Source organism: Escherichia sp. KTE52 (genome assembly GCF_000408325.1).
Classification (GTDB): Bacteria; Pseudomonadota; Gammaproteobacteria; order Enterobacterales; family Enterobacteriaceae; genus Escherichia; species Escherichia marmotae.
In genome coordinates this window covers 372,772-398,710 of the sequence record NZ_KE138676.1, presented here as the reverse complement: position 1 = coordinate 398,710, position 25,939 = coordinate 372,772, and the positions used below count along the sequence as shown (strand labels likewise).

The window sequence follows — 25,939 nt, the reverse complement described above, 5'->3', positions numbered from 1 at the left end:
TCGCCGCAGCAACCTGTTATTACCTGTCGCCGCTGTTTTCAGTTTTTTCTGCTGGCGGGTTTAACGCTGGTGACACATGCTGCGTTGTGTCAGGATATTGACGCAGATTTCATGTCGAGGACTACCATGAACAAGTTTTTATTTGCCGCTGCATTGATCATCAGCGGCCTGCTCGTTGGCTGTAATCAACTCACCCAGTACACGATTAGCGAACAAGAAATTAACCAGTCGCTTGCGAAACATAATAATTTCTCAAAAGATATCGGTTTGCCCGGTGTGGCTGATGCCCATATCGTTCTGACAAATCTGGCCAGTCAAATTGGCCGCGAAGAGCCAAATAAGATCACCTTAACCGGTGATGCCAATCTGGATATGAACTCTCTTTTCGGCAGCCAGAAAGCAACCATGAAACTGAAGCTGAAGGCGCTGCCGGTGTTTGATAAAGAAAAAGGCGCGATCTTCCTGAAAGAGATGGAAGTGGTCGACACAACGGTGCAGCCAGAAAAAATGCAAACGGTAATGCAAACATTGCTTCCCTATTTGAACCAGGCACTACGCAATTACTTCAACCAGCAACCGGCTTACATTCTGCGCGAAGATGGTAGTCAGGGTGAAGCAATGGCGAAAAAACTGGCGAAAGGTATTGAGGTGAAACCTGGCGAAATTGTCATTCCGTTTACTGATTAAACACGAAGGGCGCATTCGCGCCCTTTATTTTTCGTGCAAAGGAAAACGTTTCCGCTTATCCTTTGTGTCCGGCAAAAACATCCCTTCAGCCGGAGCATAGAGATTAATGACTGCACCATCCCAGGTATTAAAGATCCGCCGCCCAGACGACTGGCACCTTCACCTCCGCGATGGCGACATGTTAAAAACTGTCGTGCCGTATACCAGCAAAACTTATGGCCGGGCCATCGTTATGCCCAATCTGGCTCCGCCCATAACGACCGTCGAAGCTGCCGTAGCGTATCGCCAGCGTATTCTTGACGCCATACCTGCCGGACACGATTTCACCCCGCTGATGACCTGTTATTTAACAGATTCGCTGGCCCCCAATGAATTGGAGCGTGGATTTAACGAAGGCGTGTTCACCGCGGCAAAACTTTACCCGGCAAACGCTACCACCAACTCCAGCCACGGTGTGACGTCGGTTGACACTATCATGCCGGTACTTGAGCGAATGGAAAAAATTGGCATGCCGCTGCTGGTGCACGGAGAAGTTACACACGCCGATATCGACATTTTTGACCGTGAAGCCCGCTTTATTGAAACGGTTATGGAGCCACTGCGCCAGCGCCTGACTGCGCTGAAAGTGGTTTTTGAGCACATCACCACTAAAGATGCTGCCGAATATGTTCGTGACGGTAATGAATTGCTGGCCGCTACTATTACCCCCCAGCATCTGATGTTTAATCGTAACCATATGCTGGTTGGCGGTGTACGTCCGCACCTGTACTGCCTGCCCATTCTCAAACGTAATGTGCATCAACAGGCACTGCGTGAGCTGGTCGCCAGTGGCTTTAATCGCGTTTTTCTCGGGACTGACTCCGCACCACATGCACGTCATCGCAAAGAGAGTAGCTGCGGTTGTGCAGGCTGTTTTAATGCACCAACGGCGCTGGGCAGTTACGCCACTGTATTTGAAGAAATGGATGCGTTGCAGCACTTTGAAGCGTTCTGCTCTTTAAACGGCCCGCAGTTCTATGGTTTACCGGTCAACGAATCGTTTATTGAACTGGTACGTGAAGAGCAACAAGTTGCTGAAAGCATCGCTCTGACCGACGACACGCTGGTGCCATTCCTGGCCGGAGAAACGGTTCGCTGGACAGTTAAACAATAAAAAAACGTAGCACCCTGTTGTCATTAGGTTATTTTACCTGTATAAATAAACAGTATATTTAACAGGGGGCTATTATGAGAATTGAAGTCACCATCGCGAAAACTTCTCCATTACCTGCCGGGGCTATTGACGCTCTGGCAGGTGAACTTTCCCGCCGTATTCAGTATGCGTTTCCTGATAACGAAAGCCATGTGTCTGTTCGTTATGCTTCAGCCAATAATTTATCGGTTATTGGCGCGACAAAAGAAGATAAACAACGTATTAGCGAAATTCTGCAAGAAACATGGGAAAGCGCAGATGACTGGTTCGTTAGCGAATAATATGCAGTAATGTTTGTTTTGCCGGGTCGCCCCGGCTTTTTTATTTTGCGTACAAATCTTCTACACTTCCTCAAAATAATTGCACAATATGCTAAAAAAATATGAATGACATGCTGTTTTATTGTTCATATAAATCTTAAAACCAAAAAAATATCTCTTTCCCCCTTTAAAAATTCGGTGAACACCCTTACTTATTGGTATACTGAAGTTGCTTCAGATAAAAACGCATTGAACCTCGAATAACGTTGTCTAGTAACACGAATTAGGGGGCCATGATGGAAAAAAACAATGAAGTCATTCAGACTCATCCGCTCGTAGGGTGGGACATCAGCACCGTTGATAGCTATGATGCGCTGATGTTGCGTTTGCACTACCAGACCCCAAATAAGTCCGAGCAGGAAGGGACTGAAGTTGGTCAGACACTCTGGTTAACTACTGATGTTGCCAGACAATTTATTTCGATATTAGAAGCAGGAATCGCCAAAATTGAATCTGGTGATTTCCATGTAAATGAGTATCGGCGTCATTAACATGACATGACCATCCACCCAAAAGGCACCTGACCGGTGCCTTTACCATTTCTGGGTTGTATATCTGCATTCACTTAATTACTCTGCTTGTACCATGAGAGCAGAGAGAAAAAAATGAAATACGATCTCATCATTATTGGCAGCGGTTCCGTAGGTGCTGCAGCCGGGTATTATGCCACCCAGGCCGGTTTGAAAGTGCTGATGACCGACGCCCATATGCCACCACATCAACACGGCAGTCACCACGGTGATACGCGATTAATTCGCCATGCTTATGGTGAAGGCGAAAAATATGTTCCGTTAGTGCTTCGCGCGCAAACGTTGTGGGATGAACTCTCCCATTACAACGAAGAAGACCCTATTTTTGTGCGCTCTGGCGTCATCAACCTTGGTCCATCTGACTCCAAATTCCTCACCAACGTTGCCCACAGTGCGGAACAGTGGCAACTCAACGTCGAAAAACTGGATGCGCAAGCGATTATGGCCCGCTGGCCGGAAATACGCGTCCCGGACAACTACATCGGCTTATTTGAAGCTGATTCCGGCTTTTTGCGCAGTGAACTGGCGATTAAAACCTGGATCAAACTGGCGAATGAAGCTGGCTGCGCGCAACTGTTTAATTGCCCGGTCACCGCTATTCACCATGATGACAACGGCGTAACCATTACAACGGCTGATGGCGAGTATCAGGCAAAGAAAGCGATCGTCTGCGCGGGAACCTGGGTAAAAGACCTGCTACCAGAACTCCCGATTCAGCCAGTACGCAAAGTATTTGCCTGGTATCAGGCAGATGGTCGTTATAGCATTAAAAATAAATTTCCGGCGTTTACTGGCGAACTGCCCAATGGCGATCAATATTACGGTTTTCCTGCCGAAAATGACGCTCTGAAGATTGGTAAACATAACGGTGGTCAGGTGATTCATTCCGCGGATGAACGAGTTCCATTTGCGGAAATTACCAGCGACGGTTCTGAAGCCTTCCCATTCTTGCGCCAGGTGTTGCCAGGTATTGGCTGCTGCCTGTACGGCGCTTCCTGCACCTATGATAATTCGCCTGACGAAGATTTTATTATCGATACCCTGCCCGGTCACGATAATACGCTGCTGATTACCGGCCTGAGTGGGCACGGCTTTAAATTTGCGTCGGTTTTAGGGGAAATAGCCGCTGACTTTGCACAAGACAAAAAAAGCAATTTTGATTTGACGCCATTCAGACTTTCCCGCTTCCAATAATCATCATTACGGCCTCCAAAATGAGGCCGTTTTTACAGGAGTTTTTTAATGCGTCGTTTGGTGAACTATCTCATCAATAATATTCGCGAACACTTCGTGCTTTATCTTGTTCTTTGGTCACTGCTGGCGATTATGGATCTCATCTATGTATTTTATTTCTAACCCGTAATCACTGACATAAATTGACAAATATTTAATATCTCTTTCATTTGGTGTGAAAATTTGAATAAGCTTATTCCTGCAATAACCGCATTCACCAGATTTCACTCATCCTGAAACAACTAAACTTATGAAGATCTCTTCATTATTAAATCAAAATTATTGAAATAAAAATAAATATCATTCGAATTGTTATTTTTAAGTTGCAATTCATTCTCCGACACGCCATTTTCATTCTCTCGCAAATATGTTTCGGATGCCCTTATGCCACTTACAAATACCCCTGAACGCTATGGCGTTATATCAACAGCCTTTCATTGGCTAAGTGCAATCATTGTCTATGGCATGTTTGCTTTGGGTCTGTGGATGGTAACGCTCAGTTATTACGATGGCTGGTATCACAAAGCACCAGAACTGCATAAAAGCATCGGTATTCTGTTAATGATGGGGCTGGTTGTTCGTATTCTGTGGCGTGTCATATCCCCACCGCCAGGTCCGTTGCAAAATTATTCGCTTATGACTCGTCTTGGTGCAAAGACTGGACATCTTGCGCTATACCTCTTGCTCTTCGCCATTGGCATCAGTGGCTATCTGATCTCTACCGCCGATGGCAAACCGATCAGCGTTTTTGGCTGGTTTGACGTTCCCGCAACCCTTGCCGATACTGGCGCGCAGGCTGACTTAGCCGGTGCCCTGCATTTTTGGCTGGCGTGGAGCGTGGTCGTTCTGTCCGTTATGCACGGATTTATGGCTCTGAAGCATCATTTCATCGATAAAGACGACACCCTGAAGCGCATGCTGGGAAAATCGTCATCTGACTATGGAGTTTAAAAAATGAAAAAAAGCCTGCTTGGTTTAACCTTCGCTTCACTGATGTTCTCTGCCGGTTCAGCTATCGCCGCCGATTATAAAATTGACAAAGAAGGCCAGCACGCCTTTGTCAATTTCCGCATCCAGCATCTGGGTTACAGTTGGTTGTACGGCACATTTAAAGATTTCGACGGTACATTTACGTTTGATGAAAAGGATCCTGTAGCCGATAAAGTGAATGTGACTATTAACACCACCAGTGTTGATACCAATCACGCCGAGCGCGATAAACATCTCCGCAGCGCGGATTTCCTTAATACAGCAAAATATCCGCAGGCAACCTTCTCCTCCACCAGCGTGAAGAAAAACGGTGACGAGCTGGATATTACTGGTGATCTGACGCTGAATGGCGTGACCAAACCAGTAACGCTGGAAGCGAAATTGATTGGCCAGGGCGACGATCCGTGGGGCGGTAAACGTGCGGGTTTTGAGGCTGAAGGGAAAATTAAGCTAAAAGACTTCAATATCAAGACAGATTTAGGCGCGGCTTCGCAGGAAGTTGATCTGATTATTTCAGTTGAAGGCATACAACAGAAGTAGTGCTGAGATGTTGCCGGATGACACGCATCCGGCACGAATGTTTATTCTGTTGGATCAGGAATAACCAGTGTCGTGTTCAGGCATCCACGTGATTTATTAAAGATCTTATTGCCATTTTCCCGCCCGGCACGGAGACGTCGCTGTTCTTCTGGCGGTAACGCGCTTTCTTCACAGCAAATCTCACTACAACAGCCTTTGAATTTCTCGGCGCACGCCGGACACTGAATGAACAGCAGGTGGCAACCATCATTTTTGCAGTTGGTATGGCTGTCGCACGGTGTGCCACATTGATGACAATGCGCGATAATTTCATCAGAGATGCGCTCCCCCATCCGCTCATCAAAAACGAAATTTTTACCAATAAAGCGGACCGGCAGACCTTGTTCCCGCGCTTTGCGGGCGTATTCAATAATGCCGCCTTCGATATGCCAGACTTTATTGAATCCGCTATGTTTCATCCAGGCACTGGCCTTTTCGCAACGAATACCACCGGTGCAGTACATCACGATTTTTTTATCTTTATGCGCCTGCATCATCTCAACCGCTTTCGGCAGTTGCTCACGGAAGGTATCAGCCGGAATTTCGAGCGCGTTTTCAAAATGCCCCACTTCGTATTCATAGTGGTTGCGCATGTCGATAAACAGCGTATCTGGATCGTCAAGCATGGCGTTCACTTCCGCCGCTTGTAGATATTCCCCGACGTTACTGGCGTCAAATTGAGGATCGTCAATACCATCGGCAACAATTCGTTCGCGGACTTTCATGCGCAGCACCCAGAAGGATTTCCCGTCATCATCCAGCGCAATATTCAGACGTAATCCGTTTAAAGCAGGGTCAAAAGCATAAAGCTGTGCGCGAAATGTCTCTACGTTGCTCGCCGGTACGCTGATTTGTGCGTTGATCCCTTCACGTGCCAGATAGACCCGCCCAAAGACATTCAACGCAGTAAATAGCTGATATAAAGCATCGCGGGTCGCCCTGGGATCGGCAATTTGGAAATATTTATAGAACGACATGGTGGTGCGTGGTTCGCTCTCGGCCAGCATTTTGGCTTTCAGCGCGTCATTAGAAATGCGGTTGTGTAACACTGGCATGGTGTACGGTTCCTGCGGGTGGGTAAGTAAAAATCCGCGGCATCATATAGCAATTATCGATAATTAACATCCACACATTTTACGCTACATTTGCACATTAAAAATTAATAATGGTTTACATGCGCGGCAATTTCACCCAATCCCCGGTCACAAATTTTGGTTGCGGACGAAAAAATGCGACAATACATACAATTGCCCGTATAGGTTGAAAGACAGGATTGATATGACGAATCTACCCAAGTTCTCCACCGCACTGCTTCATCCGCGTTATTGGTTAACCTGGTTGGGTATTGGCGTACTTTGGTTGGTCGTTCAGTTACCCTACCCAATTATCTACCGCCTCGGCATCGCGGCGGGACGACTGGCGTTACGTTTTATGAAACGACGCGCCAAAATTGTGCACCGCAACCTGGAACTGTGCTTCCCGGAGATGAGTGAACAGGAACGCCGTGAAATGGTGGTGAAGAATTTCGAATCCGTTGGCATGGGGCTGATGGAGACTGGCATGGCATGGTTCTGGCCGGACCGTCGGGTTGCCCGTTGGACAGAAGTGATCGGCATGGAACATATCCGTGACGTGCAGGCACAAAAGCGCGGCATCCTGTTAGTTGGCATCCATTTTCTGACTCTGGAACTGGGCGCAAGGCAATTTGGTATGCAGGAACCGGGTATCGGTGTCTATCGCCCGAACGATAATCCATTGATCGACTGGCTGCAAACCTGGGGGCGTCTGCGTTCGAATAAATCGATGCTCGATCGCAAAGATTTAAAAGGAATGATTAAAGCACTGAAGAAAGGCGAAGTGGTCTGGTATGCACCAGATCACGATTACGGTCCACGCTCAAGTGTTTTTGTGCCGCTGTTTGCCGTTGAACAGGCGGCGACCACCAGCGGCACCTGGATGCTGGCCAGAATGTCTGGTGCGTGTCTGGTGCCGTTTGTTCCGCGTCGTAAGCCAGATGGCAAAGGGTATCAATTGATCATGCTGCCGCCAGAGTGTTCACCTCCGCTGGATAACGCTGAAACCACCGCTGCGTGGATGAATAAAGTGGTAGAAAAATGCATCATGATGGCGCCGGAACAGTACATGTGGCTGCATCGTCGCTTTAAAACGCGCCCGCAAGGCGTACCTTCTCGCTATTAATACATATTCACAGGCCGGATAAGATGCCTGCATCACATCCGGCCTGTCAGCATCAAATCCCCTGATTTAGCGATAAAAGCTCTCTGCGTTGCACCACCTATAAGTCAGGCGCATAATTAGTGTGCTTATTTTTTCTTCTTATGTTCACCGCGCCTGGCGCACCAACAGCGGATTGCTATGTCACCCTCTGATAATGACACCTCCATAAACTGGAAACGAAACCTGATCGTTGCCTGGCTAGGTTGTTTTCTCACCGGCGCCGCCTTCAGTCTGGTGATGCCGTTCTTACCCCTCTACGTTGAGCAACTTGGCGTCACCGGTCACAGTGAGCTGAATATGTGGTCCGGAATTGTCTTCAGTATTACCTTTTTATTTTCTGCTATCGCCTCCCCGTTTTGGGGCGGGCTTGCCGATCGCAAAGGCCGAAAAATTATGCTATTGCGCTCGGCTCTCGGGATGGGCATCGTGATGGTGTTGATGGGGTTGGCGCAAAATATCTGGCAGTTCCTGATCCTGCGGGCGCTACTGGGGCTGCTCGGTGGATTTGTTCCCAACGCCAACGCCTTAATCGCCACCCAGGTCCCACGCAACAAAAGCGGCTGGGCGCTGGGGACACTCTCTACCGGTGGGGTTAGTGGCGCGTTGCTCGGCCCAATGGCTGGCGGTCTGCTCGCGGATAGCTACGGCTTACGTCCGGTGTTCTTTATCACCGCTAGCGTGCTGCTACTCTGTTTTTTTGTCACCCTATTTTGTATCAAAGAAAAATTCCAACCGGTCAGCAAAAAAGAGATGCTGCACATGCGGGAAGTCGTAACGTCACTTAAAAACCCAAAACTGGTACTCAGCCTGTTTGTCACGACGTTAATTATCCAGATTGCCACCGGTTCAATCGCCCCAATCCTGACGCTGTATGTCCGCGAACTGGCCGGCAACGTCAGTAATATCGCGTTTATCAGCGGGATGATCGCCTCAGTCCCCGGCGTGGCAGCTCTACTTAGCGCACCACGACTCGGCAAACTTGGCGATCGAATCGGACCAGAAAAGATTCTGATAACTGCGCTGATCTTTTCTGTACTGCTGTTGATCCCAATGTCTTATGTCCAGACGCCATTGCAACTGGGGATTTTACGGTTTTTACTCGGTGCTGCAGATGGTGCTTTGCTCCCCGCCGTACAGACGCTGCTGGTTTACAATTCGACCAACCAAATCGCCGGTCGCATTTTCAGTTATAACCAGTCGTTTCGTGATATTGGCAACGTTACGGGGCCATTGATGGGGGCCGCTATCTCAGCAAACTATGGCTTCCGGGCAGTATTTCTGGTTACTGCCGGAGTCGTTCTGTTTAACGCTGTCTATTCCTGGAACAGCCTGCGTCGCCGCCGATTCCCCCAGGTATCGAACTGATTTTTCGCCTTTCATACTTGCAAAAGCGGAGAATCAGCTATTCTTTCCCTGAATACCTCATCAAATCAAAGGGAGAATCGTGATGACTATGTACGCAACGCTTGAAGAAGCCATTGATGCCGCACGCGAAGAATTTCTTGCTGACAATCCCGGCATCGACGCCGAAGAAGCGAATGTGCAACAGTTCAATGTCCAAAAATACATTCTGCAAGATGGCGACATTATGTGGCAGGTTGAGTTTTACGCCGATGAAGGCGAAGAAGGTGAATGCCTGCCAATGTTCAGTGGAGAAGCCGCACAGAGCATATTTGATGGCGATTATGATGAGATTGAAATCCGCCAGGAATGGCAGGAAGAAAATACTCTGCATGAATGGGACGAAGGCGAATTCCAGCTTGAGCCTCCGCTGGATACCGAAGAAGGGCGCACAGCAGCCGATGAGTGGGATGAACGTTAATTACTCATATGCTCCGTGGTGAATGTCGATCGGCAGCAGTAAGGTATCAAAGACTAAAGAGAATGGAAGATCAAGGATCGTGACATAGCGCCATGCGGAGTCACGCACATCCCATTGCACACCTGGATAATATTGATTGCCATGCCCCTGCCCCGGTATGGTGCGGCTGATGATGCTGCCACAACCACTCAGCAAAGCAACCATGATGCCTACCAAAATGAAACGCATTCGTACCCTCTTCTGTAAAAAAATACCGGCATTACGCCGGTATTTTTATTGGCTCGTTGTTTTTGCCGGATGTGGCGTGAACGCCTTATCCGATCTACGAAACCTTGCAAATTCAATATATTGCAGGTAACTACGCTTTATTGCGAAGCCACATCCGGTTTACGTAATGCCAGTGGATTCAGCTTTATCCCTTCGTAGTAACTCACCCATGAAGAATATTTCTCCGGGGAATTCCACACACGGAAATGCAGGCGTGCCATGGTTACCGGATCGCTCAACAGCACCAGGCGGCGATCGCGATTCAGCTTCTCTGGCGTCTCGTTCAGCGCCTGTTCAACGTGGCGATCGCGGGCGATTTCCAGCACCTTACTGGCGCGGTGACGCGCGGTGGCCATTGCCATTGCCAGGGCATTAAACGACGGATTAAACACCGCGTGCATAAAGCCATCGTCGAGAGAACGTTGACGGTTCATCTCAAGGAAACGATCGGTATCGACCAGTACCTGCGGCGGTGAATACTCTTCCGGGATCAGGAACAGTTTCCAGCGTTTCGTGCGCAAACCAACGGTTGTACGGCTGGAGATCACCGAAACAAACGGTGACAGGATCAACGAGAAGACAATCGGTGCCAGCCAGAACAGAAAACGCAGATCCAGCCACGCCATACCGACCGCCCACACTAACCCCAGCAATAACTGAGAGCCGTGGCGTTTAAACGCTTCGCCCCAGGAAGTGGAGTCATCATCACGCTGCGGTGAATTCCACACCACTTCCCAACCGAGGAAGGCGCTGACCACGAATACCGTATGAAACAGCATGCGTACCGGTGCCAACAACACGGAGAACAGCACTTCTAACAACAACGATAACGTCACGCGCCAGAAGCCGCCATACTCTTTCGTCCCTTTGCACCAGATGAGCAAAATACTCAACAACTTCGGCAGGAACAGCAGCACCATGGTCGAGGCAAACAGCGCAATAGCCAGTTCAGGACGCCACTGTGGCCACACCGGGAACAACTGCCGTGGTTGCAGAAAGTATTGCGGCTCGGTCAGCGCGTGCACTACCTGCAATGCGGTAGAAAGCGCGAGGAACATAAACCACAGCGGTGCGGAAAGATAAGACATCACACCTGTCAGGAACACCGCGCGGTGTACCGGGTGCATCCCTTTCACCAGGAACAGACGGAAGTTCATCAAGTTACCGTGGCACCAGCGGCGGTCACGTTTTAGCTCATCAAGCAGATTAGGCGGCAACTCTTCATAAGAGCCAGGAAGATCGTAAGCAATCCATACCCCCCAGCCTGCACGGCGCATCAGTGCGGCTTCCACAAAGTCATGCGAAAGAATTGAACCAGCAAATGATCCTTCACCAGGCAGCGGTGCCAGCGCACAATGCTCGATAAACGGTTTCACGCGGATTATCGCGTTATGCCCCCAGTAGTGCGACTCACCGAGTTGCCAGAAGTGCAAACCGGCAGTGAACAATGGCCCATAGACACGGGTAGCAAACTGCTGGCAGCGCGCATACAACGTATCCATACCGGACGCTTTCGGTGAAGACTGGATAATCCCGGCATTCGGATTGGCTTCCATCAGGCGCACCAGACCACACAAGCAATCACCGGTCATCACTGAGTCGGCATCCAGCACCACCATGTAGCTGTACTGACTGCCCCAGCGACGGCAGAAGTCATCGATATTACCGCTCTTACGCTTCACGCGACGACGGCGACGGCGATAGAAAATCTGACCTTCGCCACCGACTTCAGCGATCAGCTCCATCCACGCTTTTTGTTCTGCCACACAGATGTCTGGGTTGTAGCTGTCACTCAGAATATAGACATCAAAGTGTTGAGCATTGCCGGTGGCTTTTACCGATTCCCACGTTGCGCGCAAGCCTGCAAAGACGCGGTTCACATCCTCATTACAAATAGGCATGATCAATGCCGTGCGATGCTCCGGATTTAACGGCTCATCACCAACGGTTGACGCAGATATACTGTATTTATCGCGACCAATAAGTAACTGCAGGAAGCCCATCAGCGCCGTCCAGAACCCGGCAGACACCCAACAGAAAAGAACAGCGAAGAGGATCAGAATGCCGGTTTGCAGCATATAAGGCAGGAGCTGCATAAAGGAAACCCACAGATCCTGACCAACCATATCAACCGGATTAATCAACGCCCATCCCTGATACGGCAGAATCGTCTTCATGTACCAGGTGGCGACAACAGTTTGCGCCAACGTCAGGATAAGCAGGATGTAACGACGGATTGTCCCGACAGTACGCCACTTTTGCTCACTTTCCTGCTCTTCTTTGGTCAACCGGGCCAGATAGCGCGGCGTCACATCGCGCCCACGCAGACGATCCCAGAATCGCCCTACCGGATTAGTTCGCCACGGATCGGGAAACATAGAGGAGCGTTTTGCTTTCGGCATTGCCTGAAGCTGGTCGCGTCCTTCGTCGTCTTTAATTAACTGTCCATCAGCAAGCGAATCAGGCCAGGCTTGTTCCAGACGTGCCTTTACCGAGCCTTGTGGGGAGTCATCCTCCCGCGCATAGATCCGGTGTTCAGCATCCAGCGCCTGATGAACAGCGCGGATATCGGTCTTCGGCAATGCCGCTTTCTCGCTTGCAGAGATGGGCATTGCGTCAATGTACTCGGTTGTCTTATTCATTGGCAGGTAACTGGTAGCTCCAGGTTTCACTCAACGTCTGATCGGCATTCACCAGCGCAGCACGCATTTCAGTGGTTTTCTTGGCATCTTTCACTTTCACACGCATCACCAGACGCCAGCCTTTAGTAACCGGGTTATAACGCACCGTGCTTTCGACAATCTCACCATTATCGCCAATGCTGGTTTGCGCGGTGACCGGCGTATCCTCTGGCAGTTTTTTCATTTCTGCGCCGGTGAAATCGACCACAAAGGCAATAGTGCCATCAGGCTGGCGAATCAGGTTCGACTGCTTTACATCGCCCGTTGAACGGCGCGTCTGCTGCACCCAGGCGTTATCAGGCGCGTGAAGTTTGTCTTCGTCACGACTGAAGGTGATGGTGTATTTAAAGTTCATCTCTTTGCCCGGCTCCGGCAACTGATCCGGTGTCCAGTAAGCGACGATGTTATCGTTGGTTTCATCGTTGGTTGGAATTTCTACCAGCTCAACGCTGCCTTTACCCCACTCCCCTTTCGGCGTTACCCAGGCGCTAGGACGCAAATCATAACGATCGTCGAGATCTTCAAAACGGGAGAAATCGCGGCCGCGTTGCAGTAGACCGAAACCTTGAGGGTTCTCCATCGAGAAACTGCTGATCGCCAGATGTTTCGGGTTGTTCAGCGGACGCCAGATCCACTCACCGTTACCAGCATGGATAGAAAGGCCGTTAGAATCGTGCAATTCCGGACGATAGTTATTCGCCGGAGATGGCTGATTCGGCCCGAACAGGAACATACTGGTTAACGGTGCAACGCCCAGTTTGCCGACTTTATCGCGCAGGTAAATTTTCGATTGCACATCAACAACCGTGTCACGTCCCGGCATAACAACGAACTTGTAAGCGCCTGTCGCACGCGGCGAATCAAGCAGCGCATAAATCGTTAAACGTTTGTCAGTCGGTTTTGGACGCTCGATCCAGAATTCTTTAAATCGCGGAAATTCTTCACCGGATGGCAAAGCGGTATCAATTGCCAGGCCACGGGCAGAAAGACCGTAAACCTGACCTGCGCCAATCACGCGAAAATAGCTGGCCCCGAGCATGCTGACAATTTCATCGTTTTTATCTTTGCTGTTGATCGGGTAAAGCACTTTAAAACCGGCGAAGCCAAGGTCTTTTACCGTGTCTTTGTCATGCTGAACATCACCGAAAGTGAAATAATCCGGACTGTATTTGATTCTTTTTACTGCCGTTGCGGTGACTTCGTTGATTTTGACCGGCGTGTCGAAGTACATACCTTGATGGTAGAACTCGAGCTTGAATGGGGTCTTCAGATTGTTCCAGTAGGCTTTGTCATGATTAAACTGGATCTGCTGATAGTCCGCGTATTTCATGTCGCGGAAAACGGAGGGCAAGTTACTTTTAGGTGCCTCATAGCCTTTCCCGGCTAAGGATTGAGCTTGCTTTGCGACATCGTCAATGCTGAAGGCCCAGCCTGGCGATGTATACAGAGTTAACATTACTGCAGCGCTCAACCAACGCATTTTCATCATTTGTAGTTTATGTTTCATAATAAGTAAGCACTTCCCCCTTTGTGTGCTTATATCGATCCGATCTATTTTAATGGATAACCAGCCATTCCGACAACAGAATCCCGGTATTATTCGGCGTACCGGCTCATGGATTAAGCACCTGATTGCAACCGTTTTCACTTTCCGTGCTTCTCCTAAAGACAGAAGGAGCGAGTTCGTGTAGGGTTTGCCAGCAAATTTATTTATCAACCGTCTTACAGGCGCTTCCATTTTGGTTCGTGGTAGCGGTTATGCCGCATAAAAACACACTTGAAATCTGCGCCACATGTGGCCAGGTCGGTGTCGCTACGGCAAAAGCCTAAAGGCATTACCCGGTCGGGATAAGACGAAAAATCCGAGATTAGTTAACCATATATGAATCCAGTACCCGCGCAGCGTGAATATTTCCTCGACTCCATCCGCGCATGGTTGATGTTGTTAGGGATCCCTTTTCATATTTCTTTAATTTATTCAAGCCACACCTGGCATGTGAATAGCGCAGAACCATCATGGTGGCTGACGCTTTTTAACGATTTTATCCACGCCTTCCGTATGCAGGTATTTTTCGTTATTTCCGGGTATTTTTCCTACATGCTGTTTTTGCGCTACCCATTGAAAAAATGGTGGAAAGTGCGCGTTGAGCGCGTAGGTATCCCGATGTTAACGGCAATTCCCCTGCTCACCTTGCCACAATTCATTATGCTGCAATATGTCAAAGGCAAAGCGGAAAGCTGGCCTGGGCTATCATTGTATGACAAATATAATACTCTGGCCTGGGAATTAGTCTCGCATCTGTGGTTTTTACTGGTGCTGGTCGTTATGACGACACTGTGCGTGTGGATATTTAAGCGCATCAGAAATAATTTAGAAAATTCAGATAAGGCGAATAAATCTTTCTCGATGGTTAAGCTATCGATATTATTTTTCTGTCTGGGTGTTGGCTATGCAGCAATAAGAAGAACACTATTTATCATTTATCCGCCCATTTTAAGCGATGGCATGTTCAATTTTATTTTCATGCAGACGCTGTTTTATATGCCGTTCTTTATTCTCGGTGCACTGGCTTTCATTTTTCCTAACCTTAAAGCTTTGTTTACCACCCCATCTCGCGGCTGTACCCTCGCGGCAGCACTGGCATTTATGGCTTATTTGCTCAATCAACGTTACGGCAGTGGCGATGCATGGATGTATGAAACTGAGTCGGTGATCACGATGGTGCTCGGACTGTGGATGGTTAATGTGGTCTTCTCCTTCGGCCACCGCCTGCTTAATTTTCAGTCGGCACGGGTAACTTATTTTGTCAACGCGTCGCTGTTTATCTACCTGGTTCACCACCCGTTAACGCTCTTTTTCGGCGCATACATCACCCCGCATATCACCTCAAATTGGCTTGGTTTTCTCTGCGGTCTGATATTTGTGATAGGGATTGCGATAATTCTGTACGAAATTCATTTACGCATTCCGTTGCTGAAGTTTTTATTCTCTGGCAAACCGAACGTGAAGCGTGAGAATGATAAAGCGCCAGCCCGTTAAGCCACGTTTATAATAACCATTCTACGGGCAATATTGACGCCAGTCTGACCATAACCCGCTTCCAGAAACTGGTTGCGGGTTCTTTTTTGAGGATAATATCTTCCTTCCCATGACGATCGACCCAGTTGATCCTTCCCCAACGATCCAAACGGAGCTGCCAGGCCGCATCATACTGACTCTGCATAAAGCGTTTATCGATTAATTGCGCCAGCGTTTCACTCTCTATCACCAGGCCCATTTCAGTATTGAGCAGCGTTGAACGCGGATCGAAATTGAATGAGCCAATAAACACTATTTTGCCATCGACACTAAACGTTTTGGCATGCAGACTTGCGCCAGAATTCCCGGTTATACCGCGATCGTGCAGCGTTCCGCTCTGTTCCCGCGTCGGCTTCAGTTCATATAATTCAACGCCATAGCGGAGCAATTTTTTGCGCCAGCGGGCATACCCGGCATGAACGACAGCGACATCGTTAGCGGCAAGTGAATTGGTTAAGATAGCTATCTTGACCCCTTTTCTCACCATTCGTAAAAGCTGCGCCACTCCCGCGCGCGTTGGCACAAAATAGGAAGAGATAATATCAATACGTTCGCTGGGTGAGCCCATGATATCGAACAGACGTTGCGGCAGCAGTGAATGGCGTTTTGCCTTGCCCTCCCCTTTCGCGGGATCATCACTTAATAAACGCGTTCTTGCCCAGATTAGCGGCAATGTCCCGTCAACCAGTTGATTTATAAAAGGACTTAACTCCATTTGGCGCAAATAGCGATGTGTCCCGGTGTCGTTGTACCAGGACGCAGGTAGCTCAATGCGGTCAGCCATTTCGCCATCGGGAACATCCAGCACCTGCTGCAACGGTGAAACCGATTTGCAATACCAGTAGCGGGCGAAATCATCGGCAACGTCCTCAACTACTGGCCCAATTGCCATGACATCTAAATCAGAAAAAAGCGGCTCTTCCCCCGCACCAAAATAAGCGTCGCCAATGTTTCGCCCGCCCACCAGCGTTACCACACCATCAACGGTAAAACTTTTATTATGCATACGGCGATTGAGGCGGGAAAAATCGGTGATATAGCCAAGCGGGCGCAACAAACGAAACGAGAAAGGATTGAAAAGCCGGACTTCAATACGCGGGTGACTATCGAGCAAGCGTAAAATGTCATCAAGCCCGGGGGTATTGTTGTCATCGAGCAACAACCGGACGCGAACGCCACGCTTCGCTGCGGCTAACAGGGCGGAAAACAGCAACCGCCCCGACATATCGTCCTGCCAAATGTAGTACTGAACATCCAGCGTATGTTCCGCCATTTCCGCCAGATAATATCTTGCGGCAAACGCATCCAGGCTTTTATCAAGAGGGAAAATGCCGCATTTTCCAGGATGTTGCGAGCACAACGGCAGCACCGCGCTCGCCAGCCGGGGCAAATCATTCATCTCCTTGTTGGGTAAGGAGTCTTTCGTAGAGGTGGGTGTTTTCTGCATCATAACAGACAAAGTATACTTGCTCAGGTAAAGCGTGACGGGTAATAAATTCCGAAACGGTTTTTACAGCTATTTCAGCCGCAGCAGCACGCGGGTAACCATATACACCAGTGCTAATGGCAGGAAAAGCCACTGACGAATAACCGTTCGCAGCCACCAGTCGCAGACTATTGAGATAGGCATCCTGCAATAACTGGTCTTCATTTTGTTCGCCCCCGCGCCAGACTGGCCCAACGGTATGCACAACTGCTTTGGCAGGAAGATCGCCTGCAAGAGTAATGACTGCATGTCCCGTAGGGCAATCGCCCTGTTGCTGACGAACTTTTAAACAAGCATCCAGCAAGGCCGGACCAGCAGCGCGATGAATAGCGCCATCAACACCGCCGCCCCCCATTAATGATGGATTTGCCGCATTAACAATAACATCAACGGCCAGTTTGGTAATATCACCCTGCACAACATGAATACGCGATTTCATAACGCCTCCTTACACCATCTTGTTCCTTAAGTGTACAGCAGGGCTTTTAGGGAAATCGCATTTTTGTTGTCAGCAACGTGAGTTGCTCAGAAACTTAGTTATATTCGATGTTCATCACAGCCAGCTTTTTCTGCTCATCAAGGTACTGCACTTTTACTGAGGCAATTTGCGGATTTTTGACGTTACCGCTCATCAACTCTTTGCTGGAATAGGTTTTGTCCGGAACCGAACCATTCTGCATACAGGTCATTTCTGGTGGTGCCTGAAGAGTACTGACATCACATGTCGGTTCTACAATTTGACCACGAAAATAGATCACGCCACCTTGTGCATTACTGCCTGCGATGGCAATAAAAGGGTAAACCAGACTGCCGAGCATAAGAGAGTTTAAAAATGGTCTGAACATTTATTCTATTTCCTCAATGATTAATCATCCTTGAGGGTTGCTGTTATCCATACTGTCAGGTTGGCCGATTCGCATCAGACCATTCTCTCCCGATTCATTTTATGCTCAATATATCAACGCATTAAGACTTTCCTGAAGATGGCGGCCATTGTTGTGATAAATGCAGTGACTGTCCATCAGAAACAGTAACAACTATTTTCACTCGATCGTCCGGGGAAATATTTAAGCTCAATTTTGTCAAAGCAATGGGTTGATTAGCGGGCACTGAGAGGGTCTTTTCTTGCTTCGTCTGGCTTTGCCCAGAACTGCCTTCGCGCAGAGACAATATTTGTACCCGACACAGGCAAGATTGTGTCAGGGTGACTTCAGGGATAATGGTGTACATGTCGCCTTGCTGGGTCGTATTAAAGGTTATCTGGCTGGAAAGCGCCGCGAGAAGTAATAACGCGTTCATACTATTCTCCCGAAAAAAAACAGGGCTTACGCCCTGTTTCTGTCATACAAATTCTGTATTAGTACTGATGAGCAGTCGCGTTGTTACCAAAGCCAACCTGAGTTACGTTGACGCTGGAGTTAGATGCAGTCTGGTCAACAGCAGCACCGTTACCACCACCGAACTGTTTAACGGTCATAGTAGAATCTTTACCATTCCACTGATCGAGAGTAGCGCTGTTACCGAAACCACGCTGAGTCAGATCGATTGAGCTGTCATCAGAACCTTGTCCAACATCAGCGCCGTTACCGCCGCCATGCTGGGTAATAGTCAGATCGGAGTTGCGGGCATCAGCCTGCAATGCAACAGCAGAGTTACCGCCGCCGTACTGGTAAATATTCAGCTCTGAATTCGGGCCGCTGTTATTGCCGCCACCACCGTGGTTGCCGCCGCCACCGCCGCCGTACTGAGGAATAGCACCTGCCAGAGCACTACCAGAGAATACGATTGCTGCAATTGCTGCTACTTTTAAAAGTTTCATGTAAAACCCCCATCGGATTGATTTAAAAGTCGTATGGAAATTAACGTTGTGTCACGCGAATAGCCATTTGCGACTGTCTCTGCACTACAATTGCCGTTTTTTGAGTACCATACTGAGTAATATTTGCTTTATTACCAGAACCTTTCTGGATAATCATTGCAGTATTACCATATGCGCCTTGCGATATACTGGCATCGTTGGCATTGCCCGTCTGGTCAATATACGCAAGGTTATAATCTCCTTTCTGGTCAATCCTGGCTCGGTTACTATTACCTTCTTGCGAAATAACCGACAAAAGTTTAGAGCCTCCCTGCCGTAACTGCGCGCTATTATTAGCGCCAGTTTGACCAATTATGGCTGCCTGATTAAATGAAGACTTACTCAATTCATTTACCGCAAAGTTATATTCTGAATTAGCCAAATCATAACCTGCCGCGGCTGCAATCCCAGGCGCACCCAGTACTGTTAACATCATAAATAACAATCTGTTTTTCATGTTGTCACCCTGGACCTGGTCGTACATTAAAGAAATTTAAATCACTTCAACTTGGTTGTTAACGCAAACCGCTTTTTGTTAACGCTGCGTTACGATGGAAAGTATGTCTGTAGAAATATTTTTAATAACTCACCCACGCGTTGTATTTTTCTTTTTTTGTTCATACCAAAGTATTAAAACTCGCGTAAATACGCTGTTATTTACGTAAAAATATTTTGTTTACTTTTAAATTGCTATTTTTTGACCGCAAAAATTCAACGGACGGCCTCTCTGCACAAGTCGAGAAGATTACGTCGATATGTCTGTTCAACAAGCCGTGACAAACATCGTCTTTTTGCAGCAAAAATTTGTCCAGGGAGAACCTCCGAAAAATTAAGAAATTTCCGCGCAACAAAAGGACTATGTGGGAATAAATTTTATATGCATAATTATGGACTTAGCGTTATTTGTATGACTTTTTAAAATTGTGCAATAAAAGCTATATGTACAACTTTTCTATCATTTCTAAACTTAACCACCCCGCAGTGTTAACATTTTTAAATGGCAGATTACATTTTGTTACACGTTTAACACTTGCTTTAAGATTTGTAATAGCTAGATTGAAATCAGATGTAATCCATTAGTTTTATATTTTACCCATTTAGGGTTGATTTATTACTACACACAGCAGTGCAACATCTGTCAGTACTTCTGGTGCCTCTATTTTTAGAGGTAGCTGTCAGGTGTGCGATTAATAAAAAAAGCGGGGTTTCATCATGTTTAATGAAGTCCATAGTGTTCATGGTCATACTTTACTGTTGATCACTAAACCTTCCTTGCAGGCGACAGCGTTATTGCAGCATTTAAAACAATCGCTGGCAATCACAGGAAAACTGCATAATATTCAACGTTCTCTGGACGATATATCTTCTGGCTGCATTATTCTGTTGGATATGATGGAAGCAGATAAAAAGCTCATTCATTACTGGCAGGATACATTAAGCAGAAAACACAACAACATTAAAACAATGTTGTTAAATACCCCAGATGATTATCCGTACCGCGACATTGAAAACTGGCCACATATCAATGGTGTTTTTTACGCCATGGAGGATCAAGAACGCGTAGTCAATGGGTTGCAAGGCGTCTTACGTGGTGAATGCTACTTTACGCAAAAGCTTGCCAGTTACCTGATTACACATTCCGGTAACTATCGTTATAACAGCACGGAATCTGCCCTCCTTACTCATAGGGAAAAAGAGATCCTTAATAAGCTGCGTATCGGCGCCTCCAATAACGAGATTGCTCGTTCGCTGTTCATCAGCGAAAATACGGTTAAAACGCATCTTTATAATCTTTTCAAGAAGATAGCTGTAAAAAACCGAACACAAGCGGTCTCATGGGCAAACGATAACCTCAGGCGATAAAGCCATGAAACGTTATTTATGCTGGATTGTAGCAGCAGAACTTCTCTTCGCTGCGGGCAATGTTCACGCCGTTGAGGTAGAAGTACCGGGATTGTTAACTGACCATACTGTTTCATCTATTGGGCACGATTTTTACCGTGCCTTTAGTGATAAATGGGAAAGTGACTACACCGGTAATTTAACGATTAATGAAAGACCCAGTGCACGATGGGGAAGCTGGATCACAATAACGGTGAATCAGGACGTTATTTTCCAGACATTTTTATTCCCGTTGAAAAGAGACTTCGAGAAAACTGTCGTCTTTGCACTGATACAAACTGAAGAAGCACTAAATCGTCGCCAGATAAATCAAGCGTTATTGGGTACGGGCGATTTGGCGCATGATGAATTCTAAATAAAAAATTTGTCAGGAGGCTGCAATGCGTGTCAAACATGCAGTAGTTCTACTCATGCTTATTTCTCCATTAAGTTGGGCTGGAACTATGACCTTTCAGTTCCGCAACCCAAACTTTGGTGGCAACCCGAATAACGGCGCTTTTTTATTAAATAGCGCCCAGGCACAGAACTCATATAAAGATCCCAGCTATAACGATGACTTTGGCATTGAAACACCATCAGCGCTGGATAACTTCACCCAGGCTATTCAGTCACAAATTTTAGGTGGCCTGCTGTCGAATATTAACACTGGCAAACCGGGCCGAATGGTGACTAACGAATATATTATCGATATTGCCAACCGCGATGGTCAATTGCAGTTGAACGTGACAGATCGTAAAACCGGACAAACTTCGACTATTGAAGTGTCGGGTTTACAAAATAACTCAACCGATTTTTAAGCCACAGCTTCATAAGGAAATTAATCATGCAGCGCTTATTTGTTTTGGTTGCCGTCATGTTGCTGAGCGGATGCTTAACCGCCCCACCAAAAGAAGCCGCCAAGCCAACATTAATGCCTCGAGCCCAGAGCTATAAAGATTTGACCCATTTACCTGCACCAACGGGTAAGATCTTTGTTTCGGTATACAACATTCAGGACGAAACCGGGCAATTTAAAGCCTACCCGGCGAGTAACTTCTCCACTGCTGTTCCGCAAAGCGCCACCGCGATGCTGGTCACGGCATTGAAAGATTCTCGCTGGTTTATACCGCTGGAGCGTCAGGGCCTACAAAACCTGCTCAACGAACGCAAGATTATTCGTGCAGCACAGGAAAACGGTACTGTAGCGGTAAACAACCGAATCCCGCTTCAATCGCTGACCGCAGCCAATATCATGGTTGAAGGCTCAATTATTGGTTATGAAAGCAACGTCAAATCGGGCGGTGTTGGGGCGAGATACTTTGGTATTGGTGCAGACACGCAATACCAACTTGATCAGATCGCCGTGAACCTGCGCGTCGTCAATGTGAGTACCGGCGAGATCCTTTCTTCGGTGAACACCAGTAAGACAATCCTTTCCTATGAAGTCCAGGCGGGTGTCTTCCGCTTTATTGACTACCAACGGTTACTGGAAGGGGAAGTGGGTTATACCTCTAACGAGCCGGTTATGCTGTGCCTGATGTCAGCCATCGAAACAGGCGTTATCTTCCTGATTAACGACGGTATCGACCGTGGCCTGTGGGATTTGCAGAATAAAGCAGAACGGCAGAATGACATTCTGGTGAAATACCGCCACTTATCAGTACCGCCGGAATCCTGATACATAAAAAAGCTGGCTCTTTACTATTCAATCTAAAGCGTGAGTGCTCCTCACGCTTTATTTTTGACTTGTTGCTCTCGCTGAGCGGACTTAGCACCGCGCGCTGCCAGCCAAAGACCGCTGTTTTTCATCGCGTAGCCAAACACCAACCCAAGCGCCAGAGAGGGTAAAACCAGCTTCCAGTTCCCCTGCCCGGCAAACGTCGCACATGCGCCGATAAATGTACCAGGGACAAACGACAACAACAGATGTTTAGCCTGAATACACATCAGAAAAGCCACAATCCCCGTTATGACATAACCGAGAATTTCCAGATGTGGTGCCAGCGCACTACCGTGAATAATAACCATCGCCCACACCATGCCACTCAGCAACGTTGCAGCGGAGATTGCCAGTCCTTTCAAACCACCCTGTGGACAGGCAAAGTAGGCCGTGCAGCCCAGGAAACCCGCCCAGCTAAGTAAGCCAAGAGAAACAGCCACCCATCCCCAGATACCGGAGAGAATGCCTGTTGTGATTGCAATAGAGAGAAGTATGTTCATGCCGCGCATAATAGCAGAAAACGCGAAATTGAATGAGATCGAGCACACATTTTATGCAACGGCAAATTATAGATTGCAGTTATAAGTGACATGAGTCACATTTATTCTTCTGACTGTTCCTCAAGTTCATCCCACATTGCGCTAATGGCATCGCGGGTCAGCGGTGCCATGGTACGCCAGAACGGCGTGGTCGCATGGGCCTCAACTTTACCGAGAAATGCGCCGCACCAGGGCAACAGATACTCGCTGAACAGTGTTTCCAGCGCTTCGCTTTCATCTTCTGTTGACTGATCTTCCAACCAGGAAGCTGCCAGCAATAAAGTACCGATATGATCCGCTGGCGTATCCGCTAACGGCATCCCGCGTTCGGAAAGAAAAGCACGCACTTCTGCTTCTGTGGCACCCTCAACCCAGGCGCTGCGATAAGGCGAAACTGCGCATTCATCTCCGACAAATAGTGCATTGTAATCGGCAGATACTTGCGCCATATCACAGCTTTTCTGCAAGCGCGCCAGTAATTCATCCTGTTCCAGCGGCCAGTTCGCCGCCAGTTTTCCTTCACGAATCAAGGTAAACAGCGGAACCAGTAAAGGGTCCTGTGGTTGGCGGTAATAGAGCGAACCCAGTACACGACACAGGATAGAAAACTCGTTCATTAATTTATTTCCGTTAATAACAATTAAAGATCAGCAAATTCTGCAATTGGTGCCATACCGCGAGATTCAAGGAAGTTCAGTAAGCGGCGCGGTGAAACATTCAGAATACGCTCTTGCGGAAAATCAACCGCGTCGAGGATTTTACGACACTCTGCAAAGTCCCCCATGGTAAACGCGGTGTGAGAATCCGATCCTAACGCGACCCAGCCACCGGCATCGCGCACCGCCGCAGCCACTGCACGGCAGTTTTCTTCACTGCCCTTACGCGAATGTAAGAATGAGGAATTATTAATTTCCAGCGCCACCTGATATTTAGCCGCTGCTTCGGCAACAGCGTTAAAATCTATGGAATATTTGGGGTTCCCCGGATGGCTTATAATATGCACATTACCACTGGCAATAGTCGCGATCATCGCTTGCGTGTTAGTGGCTTTATCATGTGGTGCAAAAACTGGTTCATGAAAACCAGCAATGATCAAATCCAGCGACTCAAACATTTTGCCGCTGCAGTCAATTTCACCATCAACGTTTTTGATGTTGGCTTCGATTCCACGCAGGATCCCTACCCCATCGACCACTCGCGGCCAGATACGCATATTAATGAAGTGCCAATGGTGCGGTGCATCTTCCATATCCGGGCCATGATCGGTGATCGCAAAAAGTTTAATGCCCTTCTGTTTGGCCTGGGCAATGTAATCACTTAATGTGCTATATGCATGCGTACTGGCAACGGTATGCATATGAAGGTCGACGGGATACATAACTCTCTCCTGTATTCAATTACCGCCAAGGATAGCAGGAATCCGGAAGCTTTATTAGTAGCCTCGAGCGCGATCGACCTGCCCGCTAGCAGTCTCCCCTCGTTCAAGTTGCGTAATGGTGCGTGCAATATACTCCACCGCTTCAGCAGGTCGGGTAATGGCTGCAACATGTGGTGTTATTGTCACACGTGGATGTTGCCAGAGCCGACTTTCCGACGGTAAGGGTTCACGATTAAAAACATCCAGCATCGCCGCTTTAACCTTACCGCTATCCAGCGCCGCGAGCAGGTCATCTTCTACTACATGAACGCCACGCGCCAGATTCAGGAGATACGCGCCATCCGGTAATTTTTCTAATAATTGTTGATTAATAATGCCGGCCGTTTCGGGGGTATTCGGTAGAAGATTAATCAATACGCGGCATTGGCTCAGAAATGCGTGCAACTCTTCGCTTCCGGCAAAGCTTTGAACACCAGGCCAGGATTTACGAGTGCGACTCCAACAACGCAATGGAAAGCGCCAGGTTCGCAAACTCTGTGCGACTTTACTGCCCAATACACCAGCCCCCAGAATGCCGATAGTAAAATCTTCCCGGTGATATTCAGGCAGTGGTTGCCAAAGCGAAGCATTTTGTTGCTCGCGATAATCGTCAAAGCGCCGAAACCAGTGCAACACCTGGCTCACTGCGTACTCCTGCATTTGCTCGCCCATACCGGTATCTTCCAGGCGAAAAAGCGGAATAGACGGTTTCAGCATTTCAGGGTGTGTCTGTAATTTACTCAAAATCGAATCAACACCAGCACCCAACGCGAACACCGCCTTAAGGTCACGCCCTGCCAGCATCCCGACCGGAGGATGCCAGACCAAAGCATAATCCGCAGGATGATTATCGCCGGTTTCCCATGCTCTGACTCTTGCATGTGGAAGCGATTTCCCCAGCGCATCAATCCACCATTGGGTATCAAACGTTGGGTGATAAAAGATGATATCCATACTGACTCCCGAAAAATCTGAGCGAAATTTATTCGCACTTATCGTTATGATCTACAAAGACCACCAGCATAACAAATCAGCAGTCGGTGGCAAAAAAAGCAGATTTCGCTTATTAAAACTGCATATTGATTGAAGTTTGAATAAACGCGCGATTTTTTTAAAAAGTTTGTTGACCTCAGGCCATGATTTCCCTAAATTAGCGCCCGTTCCAGCAAGACAGGAACAACAATTTGGTGAGGTGTCCGAGTGGCTGAAGGAGCACGCCTGGAAAGTGTGTATACGGCAACGTATCGGGGGTTCGAATCCCCCCCTCACCGCCATATTTTAAGAAGAGCTCGTACGAAAGTACGGGCTTTTTTTTCGCATATTGCATACACCGGGGGGGATGAGAAACCCCGGCCGGGGTTCTCAGATTGTTGACACTGTGCGCTTTGTTCATGCCGGATGTGGCATGAACGTCTTATCC

30 protein-coding genes and 1 tRNA gene are annotated in these 25,939 nt (G+C 48.0%); 17 read left to right on the top strand and 14 right to left on the bottom strand.

Features of this window, described 5'->3' with window-relative positions; translation table 11 throughout:
• Window positions 1-126: 126 nt before the first annotated feature.
• The 8 genes from A1SC_RS19270 (at window position 127) to A1SC_RS19300 (ending at window position 5,492) form a co-directional block, all read left to right on the top strand.
• Window positions 127-687 carry a lipoprotein gene (locus A1SC_RS19270; RefSeq protein ID WP_016261905.1) on the top strand — a complete coding sequence of 187 codons (561 nt, stop codon included), beginning with the start codon at window positions 127-129 and terminating at the stop codon, window positions 685-687.
• A 106-nt stretch (window positions 688-793) separates the two neighbouring features.
• Window positions 794-1,840, top strand: coding sequence for a dihydroorotase (pyrC, locus tag A1SC_RS19275; RefSeq protein WP_016261904.1), 1,047 nt, complete (start codon window positions 794-796; stop codon window positions 1,838-1,840).
• 74 nt (window positions 1,841-1,914) lie between these two features.
• Window positions 1,915-2,160, top strand: a complete 246-nt coding sequence (gene dinI / locus A1SC_RS19280) for a DNA damage-inducible protein I (RefSeq protein ID WP_001217758.1) — start codon at window positions 1,915-1,917, stop codon at window positions 2,158-2,160.
• A gap of 275 nt (window positions 2,161-2,435) precedes the next feature.
• The gene (bssS, locus tag A1SC_RS19285) at window positions 2,436-2,690 is read left to right on the top strand and encodes a biofilm formation regulator BssS (RefSeq protein ID WP_000414435.1); all 255 of its coding nucleotides are present in this window, start codon (window positions 2,436-2,438) and stop codon (window positions 2,688-2,690) included.
• Window positions 2,691-2,804: 114 nt separating this feature from the next.
• The gene (gene solA, locus A1SC_RS19290) at window positions 2,805-3,923 is read left to right on the top strand and encodes an N-methyl-L-tryptophan oxidase (protein ID WP_016261903.1); all 1,119 of its coding nucleotides are present in this window, start codon (window positions 2,805-2,807) and stop codon (window positions 3,921-3,923) included.
• 48 nt (window positions 3,924-3,971) lie between these two features.
• The gene (locus tag A1SC_RS22840; RefSeq protein ID WP_016261902.1) at window positions 3,972-4,085 is read left to right on the top strand and encodes a YceO family protein; all 114 of its coding nucleotides are present in this window, start codon (window positions 3,972-3,974) and stop codon (window positions 4,083-4,085) included.
• A 261-nt stretch (window positions 4,086-4,346) separates the two neighbouring features.
• Complete coding sequence (locus A1SC_RS19295; RefSeq protein WP_010377234.1) at window positions 4,347-4,913, top strand: cytochrome b; 567 nt, start codon at window positions 4,347-4,349, stop codon at window positions 4,911-4,913.
• Window positions 4,914-4,916: 3 nt separating this feature from the next.
• A complete protein-coding gene (locus tag A1SC_RS19300) occupies window positions 4,917-5,492 on the top strand; it encodes a YceI family protein (protein WP_016261901.1) in 576 nt (191 codons plus the stop codon).
• A gap of 41 nt (window positions 5,493-5,533) precedes the next feature.
• On the opposite strand, the gene A1SC_RS19305 is transcribed toward A1SC_RS19300, so the two are convergent.
• Window positions 5,534-6,586: an oxygen-dependent tRNA uridine(34) hydroxylase TrhO gene (locus A1SC_RS19305; protein WP_016261900.1), complete on the bottom strand. Its 1,053-nt coding sequence runs from the start codon at window positions 6,584-6,586 to the stop codon at window positions 5,534-5,536.
• Between the two features lie 223 nt (window positions 6,587-6,809).
• Here A1SC_RS19305 and lpxL point away from each other — a divergent pair, with 223 nt between their 5' ends.
• The 3 genes from lpxL to A1SC_RS19320 all read left to right on the top strand — a co-directional run bounded on the left by lpxL (window position 6,810) and on the right by A1SC_RS19320 (window position 9,591).
• Window positions 6,810-7,730, top strand: coding sequence for a kdo(2)-lipid IV(A) lauroyltransferase (gene lpxL / locus A1SC_RS19310; protein ID WP_001516170.1), 921 nt, complete (start codon window positions 6,810-6,812; stop codon window positions 7,728-7,730).
• 177 nt (window positions 7,731-7,907) lie between these two features.
• On the top strand, window positions 7,908-9,134 hold the full coding sequence (gene mdtG / locus A1SC_RS19315) for a multidrug efflux MFS transporter MdtG (protein ID WP_000075038.1): 1,227 nt from the start codon (window positions 7,908-7,910) through the stop codon (window positions 9,132-9,134).
• Between the two features lie 82 nt (window positions 9,135-9,216).
• Window positions 9,217-9,591, top strand: coding sequence for a MysB family protein (locus A1SC_RS19320; RefSeq protein WP_001516169.1), 375 nt, complete (start codon window positions 9,217-9,219; stop codon window positions 9,589-9,591).
• On the opposite strand, the gene A1SC_RS19325 is transcribed toward A1SC_RS19320, so the two are convergent.
• The 3 genes from A1SC_RS19325 to mdoG all read right to left on the bottom strand — a co-directional run bounded on the left by A1SC_RS19325 (window position 9,592) and on the right by mdoG (window position 14,028).
• Window positions 9,592-9,819 (bottom strand): YceK/YidQ family lipoprotein, encoded by a 228-nt coding sequence (locus A1SC_RS19325; protein WP_001211026.1) that lies wholly within the window; start codon window positions 9,817-9,819, stop codon window positions 9,592-9,594.
• 137 nt (window positions 9,820-9,956) lie between these two features.
• A complete protein-coding gene (gene mdoH / locus A1SC_RS19330; RefSeq protein ID WP_010377224.1) occupies window positions 9,957-12,500 on the bottom strand; it encodes a glucans biosynthesis glucosyltransferase MdoH in 2,544 nt (847 codons plus the stop codon).
• Window positions 12,493-14,028: a glucans biosynthesis protein MdoG gene (gene mdoG, locus A1SC_RS19335; RefSeq protein WP_010377222.1), complete on the bottom strand. Its 1,536-nt coding sequence runs from the start codon at window positions 14,026-14,028 to the stop codon at window positions 12,493-12,495. Before mdoG ends, mdoH begins: the two co-directional genes overlap by 8 nt.
• 393 nt (window positions 14,029-14,421) lie before the next feature.
• On the opposite strand from mdoG, the gene mdoC reads away from it, so the two are divergent.
• Window positions 14,422-15,579 carry a glucans biosynthesis protein MdoC gene (gene mdoC / locus A1SC_RS19340; RefSeq protein ID WP_001516166.1) on the top strand — a complete coding sequence of 386 codons (1,158 nt, stop codon included), beginning with the start codon at window positions 14,422-14,424 and terminating at the stop codon, window positions 15,577-15,579.
• A 7-nt stretch (window positions 15,580-15,586) separates the two neighbouring features.
• Here mdoC and clsC read toward each other — a convergent pair whose 3' ends face one another.
• The 6 genes from clsC to csgB all read right to left on the bottom strand — a co-directional run bounded on the left by clsC (window position 15,587) and on the right by csgB (window position 19,419).
• Window positions 15,587-17,068 carry a cardiolipin synthase ClsC gene (gene clsC / locus A1SC_RS19345; protein ID WP_016261899.1) on the bottom strand — a complete coding sequence of 494 codons (1,482 nt, stop codon included), beginning with the start codon at window positions 17,066-17,068 and terminating at the stop codon, window positions 15,587-15,589.
• Window positions 17,010-17,543 (bottom strand): O-acetyl-ADP-ribose deacetylase, encoded by a 534-nt coding sequence (ymdB, locus tag A1SC_RS19350; protein ID WP_016261898.1) that lies wholly within the window; start codon window positions 17,541-17,543, stop codon window positions 17,010-17,012. Before ymdB ends, clsC begins: the two co-directional genes overlap by 59 nt.
• A 94-nt stretch (window positions 17,544-17,637) precedes the next feature.
• Window positions 17,638-17,949, bottom strand: a complete 312-nt coding sequence (locus tag A1SC_RS19355; protein WP_000489594.1) for a type 1 fimbrial protein — start codon at window positions 17,947-17,949, stop codon at window positions 17,638-17,640.
• A 121-nt stretch (window positions 17,950-18,070) separates the two neighbouring features.
• A complete protein-coding gene (gene csgC / locus A1SC_RS19360) occupies window positions 18,071-18,403 on the bottom strand; it encodes a curli assembly chaperone CsgC (protein WP_000992824.1) in 333 nt (110 codons plus the stop codon).
• Between the two features lie 58 nt (window positions 18,404-18,461).
• Window positions 18,462-18,923, bottom strand: coding sequence for a curli major subunit CsgA (csgA, locus tag A1SC_RS19365; protein WP_000771420.1), 462 nt, complete (start codon window positions 18,921-18,923; stop codon window positions 18,462-18,464).
• Between the two features lie 40 nt (window positions 18,924-18,963).
• Window positions 18,964-19,419 (bottom strand): curli minor subunit CsgB, encoded by a 456-nt coding sequence (csgB, locus tag A1SC_RS19370; protein ID WP_001516164.1) that lies wholly within the window; start codon window positions 19,417-19,419, stop codon window positions 18,964-18,966.
• Between the two features lie 755 nt (window positions 19,420-20,174).
• On the opposite strand from csgB, the gene csgD reads away from it, so the two are divergent.
• The 4 genes from csgD to csgG are packed head-to-tail and all read left to right on the top strand — an operon-like array spanning window position 20,175 to window position 22,521.
• Window positions 20,175-20,825 (top strand): biofilm master transcriptional regulator CsgD, encoded by a 651-nt coding sequence (gene csgD / locus A1SC_RS19375; RefSeq protein ID WP_000481523.1) that lies wholly within the window; start codon window positions 20,175-20,177, stop codon window positions 20,823-20,825.
• A 4-nt stretch (window positions 20,826-20,829) separates the two neighbouring features.
• Entirely contained in the window at window positions 20,830-21,219 is a 390-nt protein-coding gene (gene csgE / locus A1SC_RS19380; protein ID WP_000833232.1) for a curli production assembly/transport protein CsgE, read from the top strand.
• A gap of 25 nt (window positions 21,220-21,244) precedes the next feature.
• Window positions 21,245-21,661 (top strand): curli production assembly/transport protein CsgF, encoded by a 417-nt coding sequence (gene csgF, locus A1SC_RS19385; RefSeq protein ID WP_001264092.1) that lies wholly within the window; start codon window positions 21,245-21,247, stop codon window positions 21,659-21,661.
• Between the two features lie 26 nt (window positions 21,662-21,687).
• A complete protein-coding gene (gene csgG, locus A1SC_RS19390; protein WP_001189334.1) occupies window positions 21,688-22,521 on the top strand; it encodes a curli production assembly/transport protein CsgG in 834 nt (277 codons plus the stop codon).
• 50 nt (window positions 22,522-22,571) lie between these two features.
• Here the strand turns inward: csgG and A1SC_RS19395 are convergent, their stop codons facing one another.
• The 4 genes from A1SC_RS19395 to ghrA form a co-directional block, all read right to left on the bottom strand.
• Window positions 22,572-23,063, bottom strand: coding sequence for a DUF1097 domain-containing protein (locus A1SC_RS19395; RefSeq protein ID WP_010377210.1), 492 nt, complete (start codon window positions 23,061-23,063; stop codon window positions 22,572-22,574).
• Between the two features lie 101 nt (window positions 23,064-23,164).
• A complete protein-coding gene (ycdY, locus tag A1SC_RS19400; RefSeq protein ID WP_001516162.1) occupies window positions 23,165-23,719 on the bottom strand; it encodes a molecular chaperone YcdY in 555 nt (184 codons plus the stop codon).
• A gap of 23 nt (window positions 23,720-23,742) precedes the next feature.
• Window positions 23,743-24,480 (bottom strand): zinc-binding phosphatase, encoded by a 738-nt coding sequence (gene ycdX / locus A1SC_RS19405; RefSeq protein WP_000283676.1) that lies wholly within the window; start codon window positions 24,478-24,480, stop codon window positions 23,743-23,745.
• A 54-nt stretch (window positions 24,481-24,534) separates the two neighbouring features.
• The gene (ghrA, locus tag A1SC_RS19410) at window positions 24,535-25,473 is read right to left on the bottom strand and encodes a glyoxylate/hydroxypyruvate reductase GhrA (RefSeq protein ID WP_000351274.1); all 939 of its coding nucleotides are present in this window, start codon (window positions 25,471-25,473) and stop codon (window positions 24,535-24,537) included.
• Between the two features lie 232 nt (window positions 25,474-25,705).
• Between ghrA and A1SC_RS19415 the strand changes: the two genes are divergently transcribed.
• A tRNA-Ser gene (locus A1SC_RS19415) sits at window positions 25,706-25,793 on the top strand.
• Window positions 25,794-25,939 lie beyond the last annotated feature (146 nt).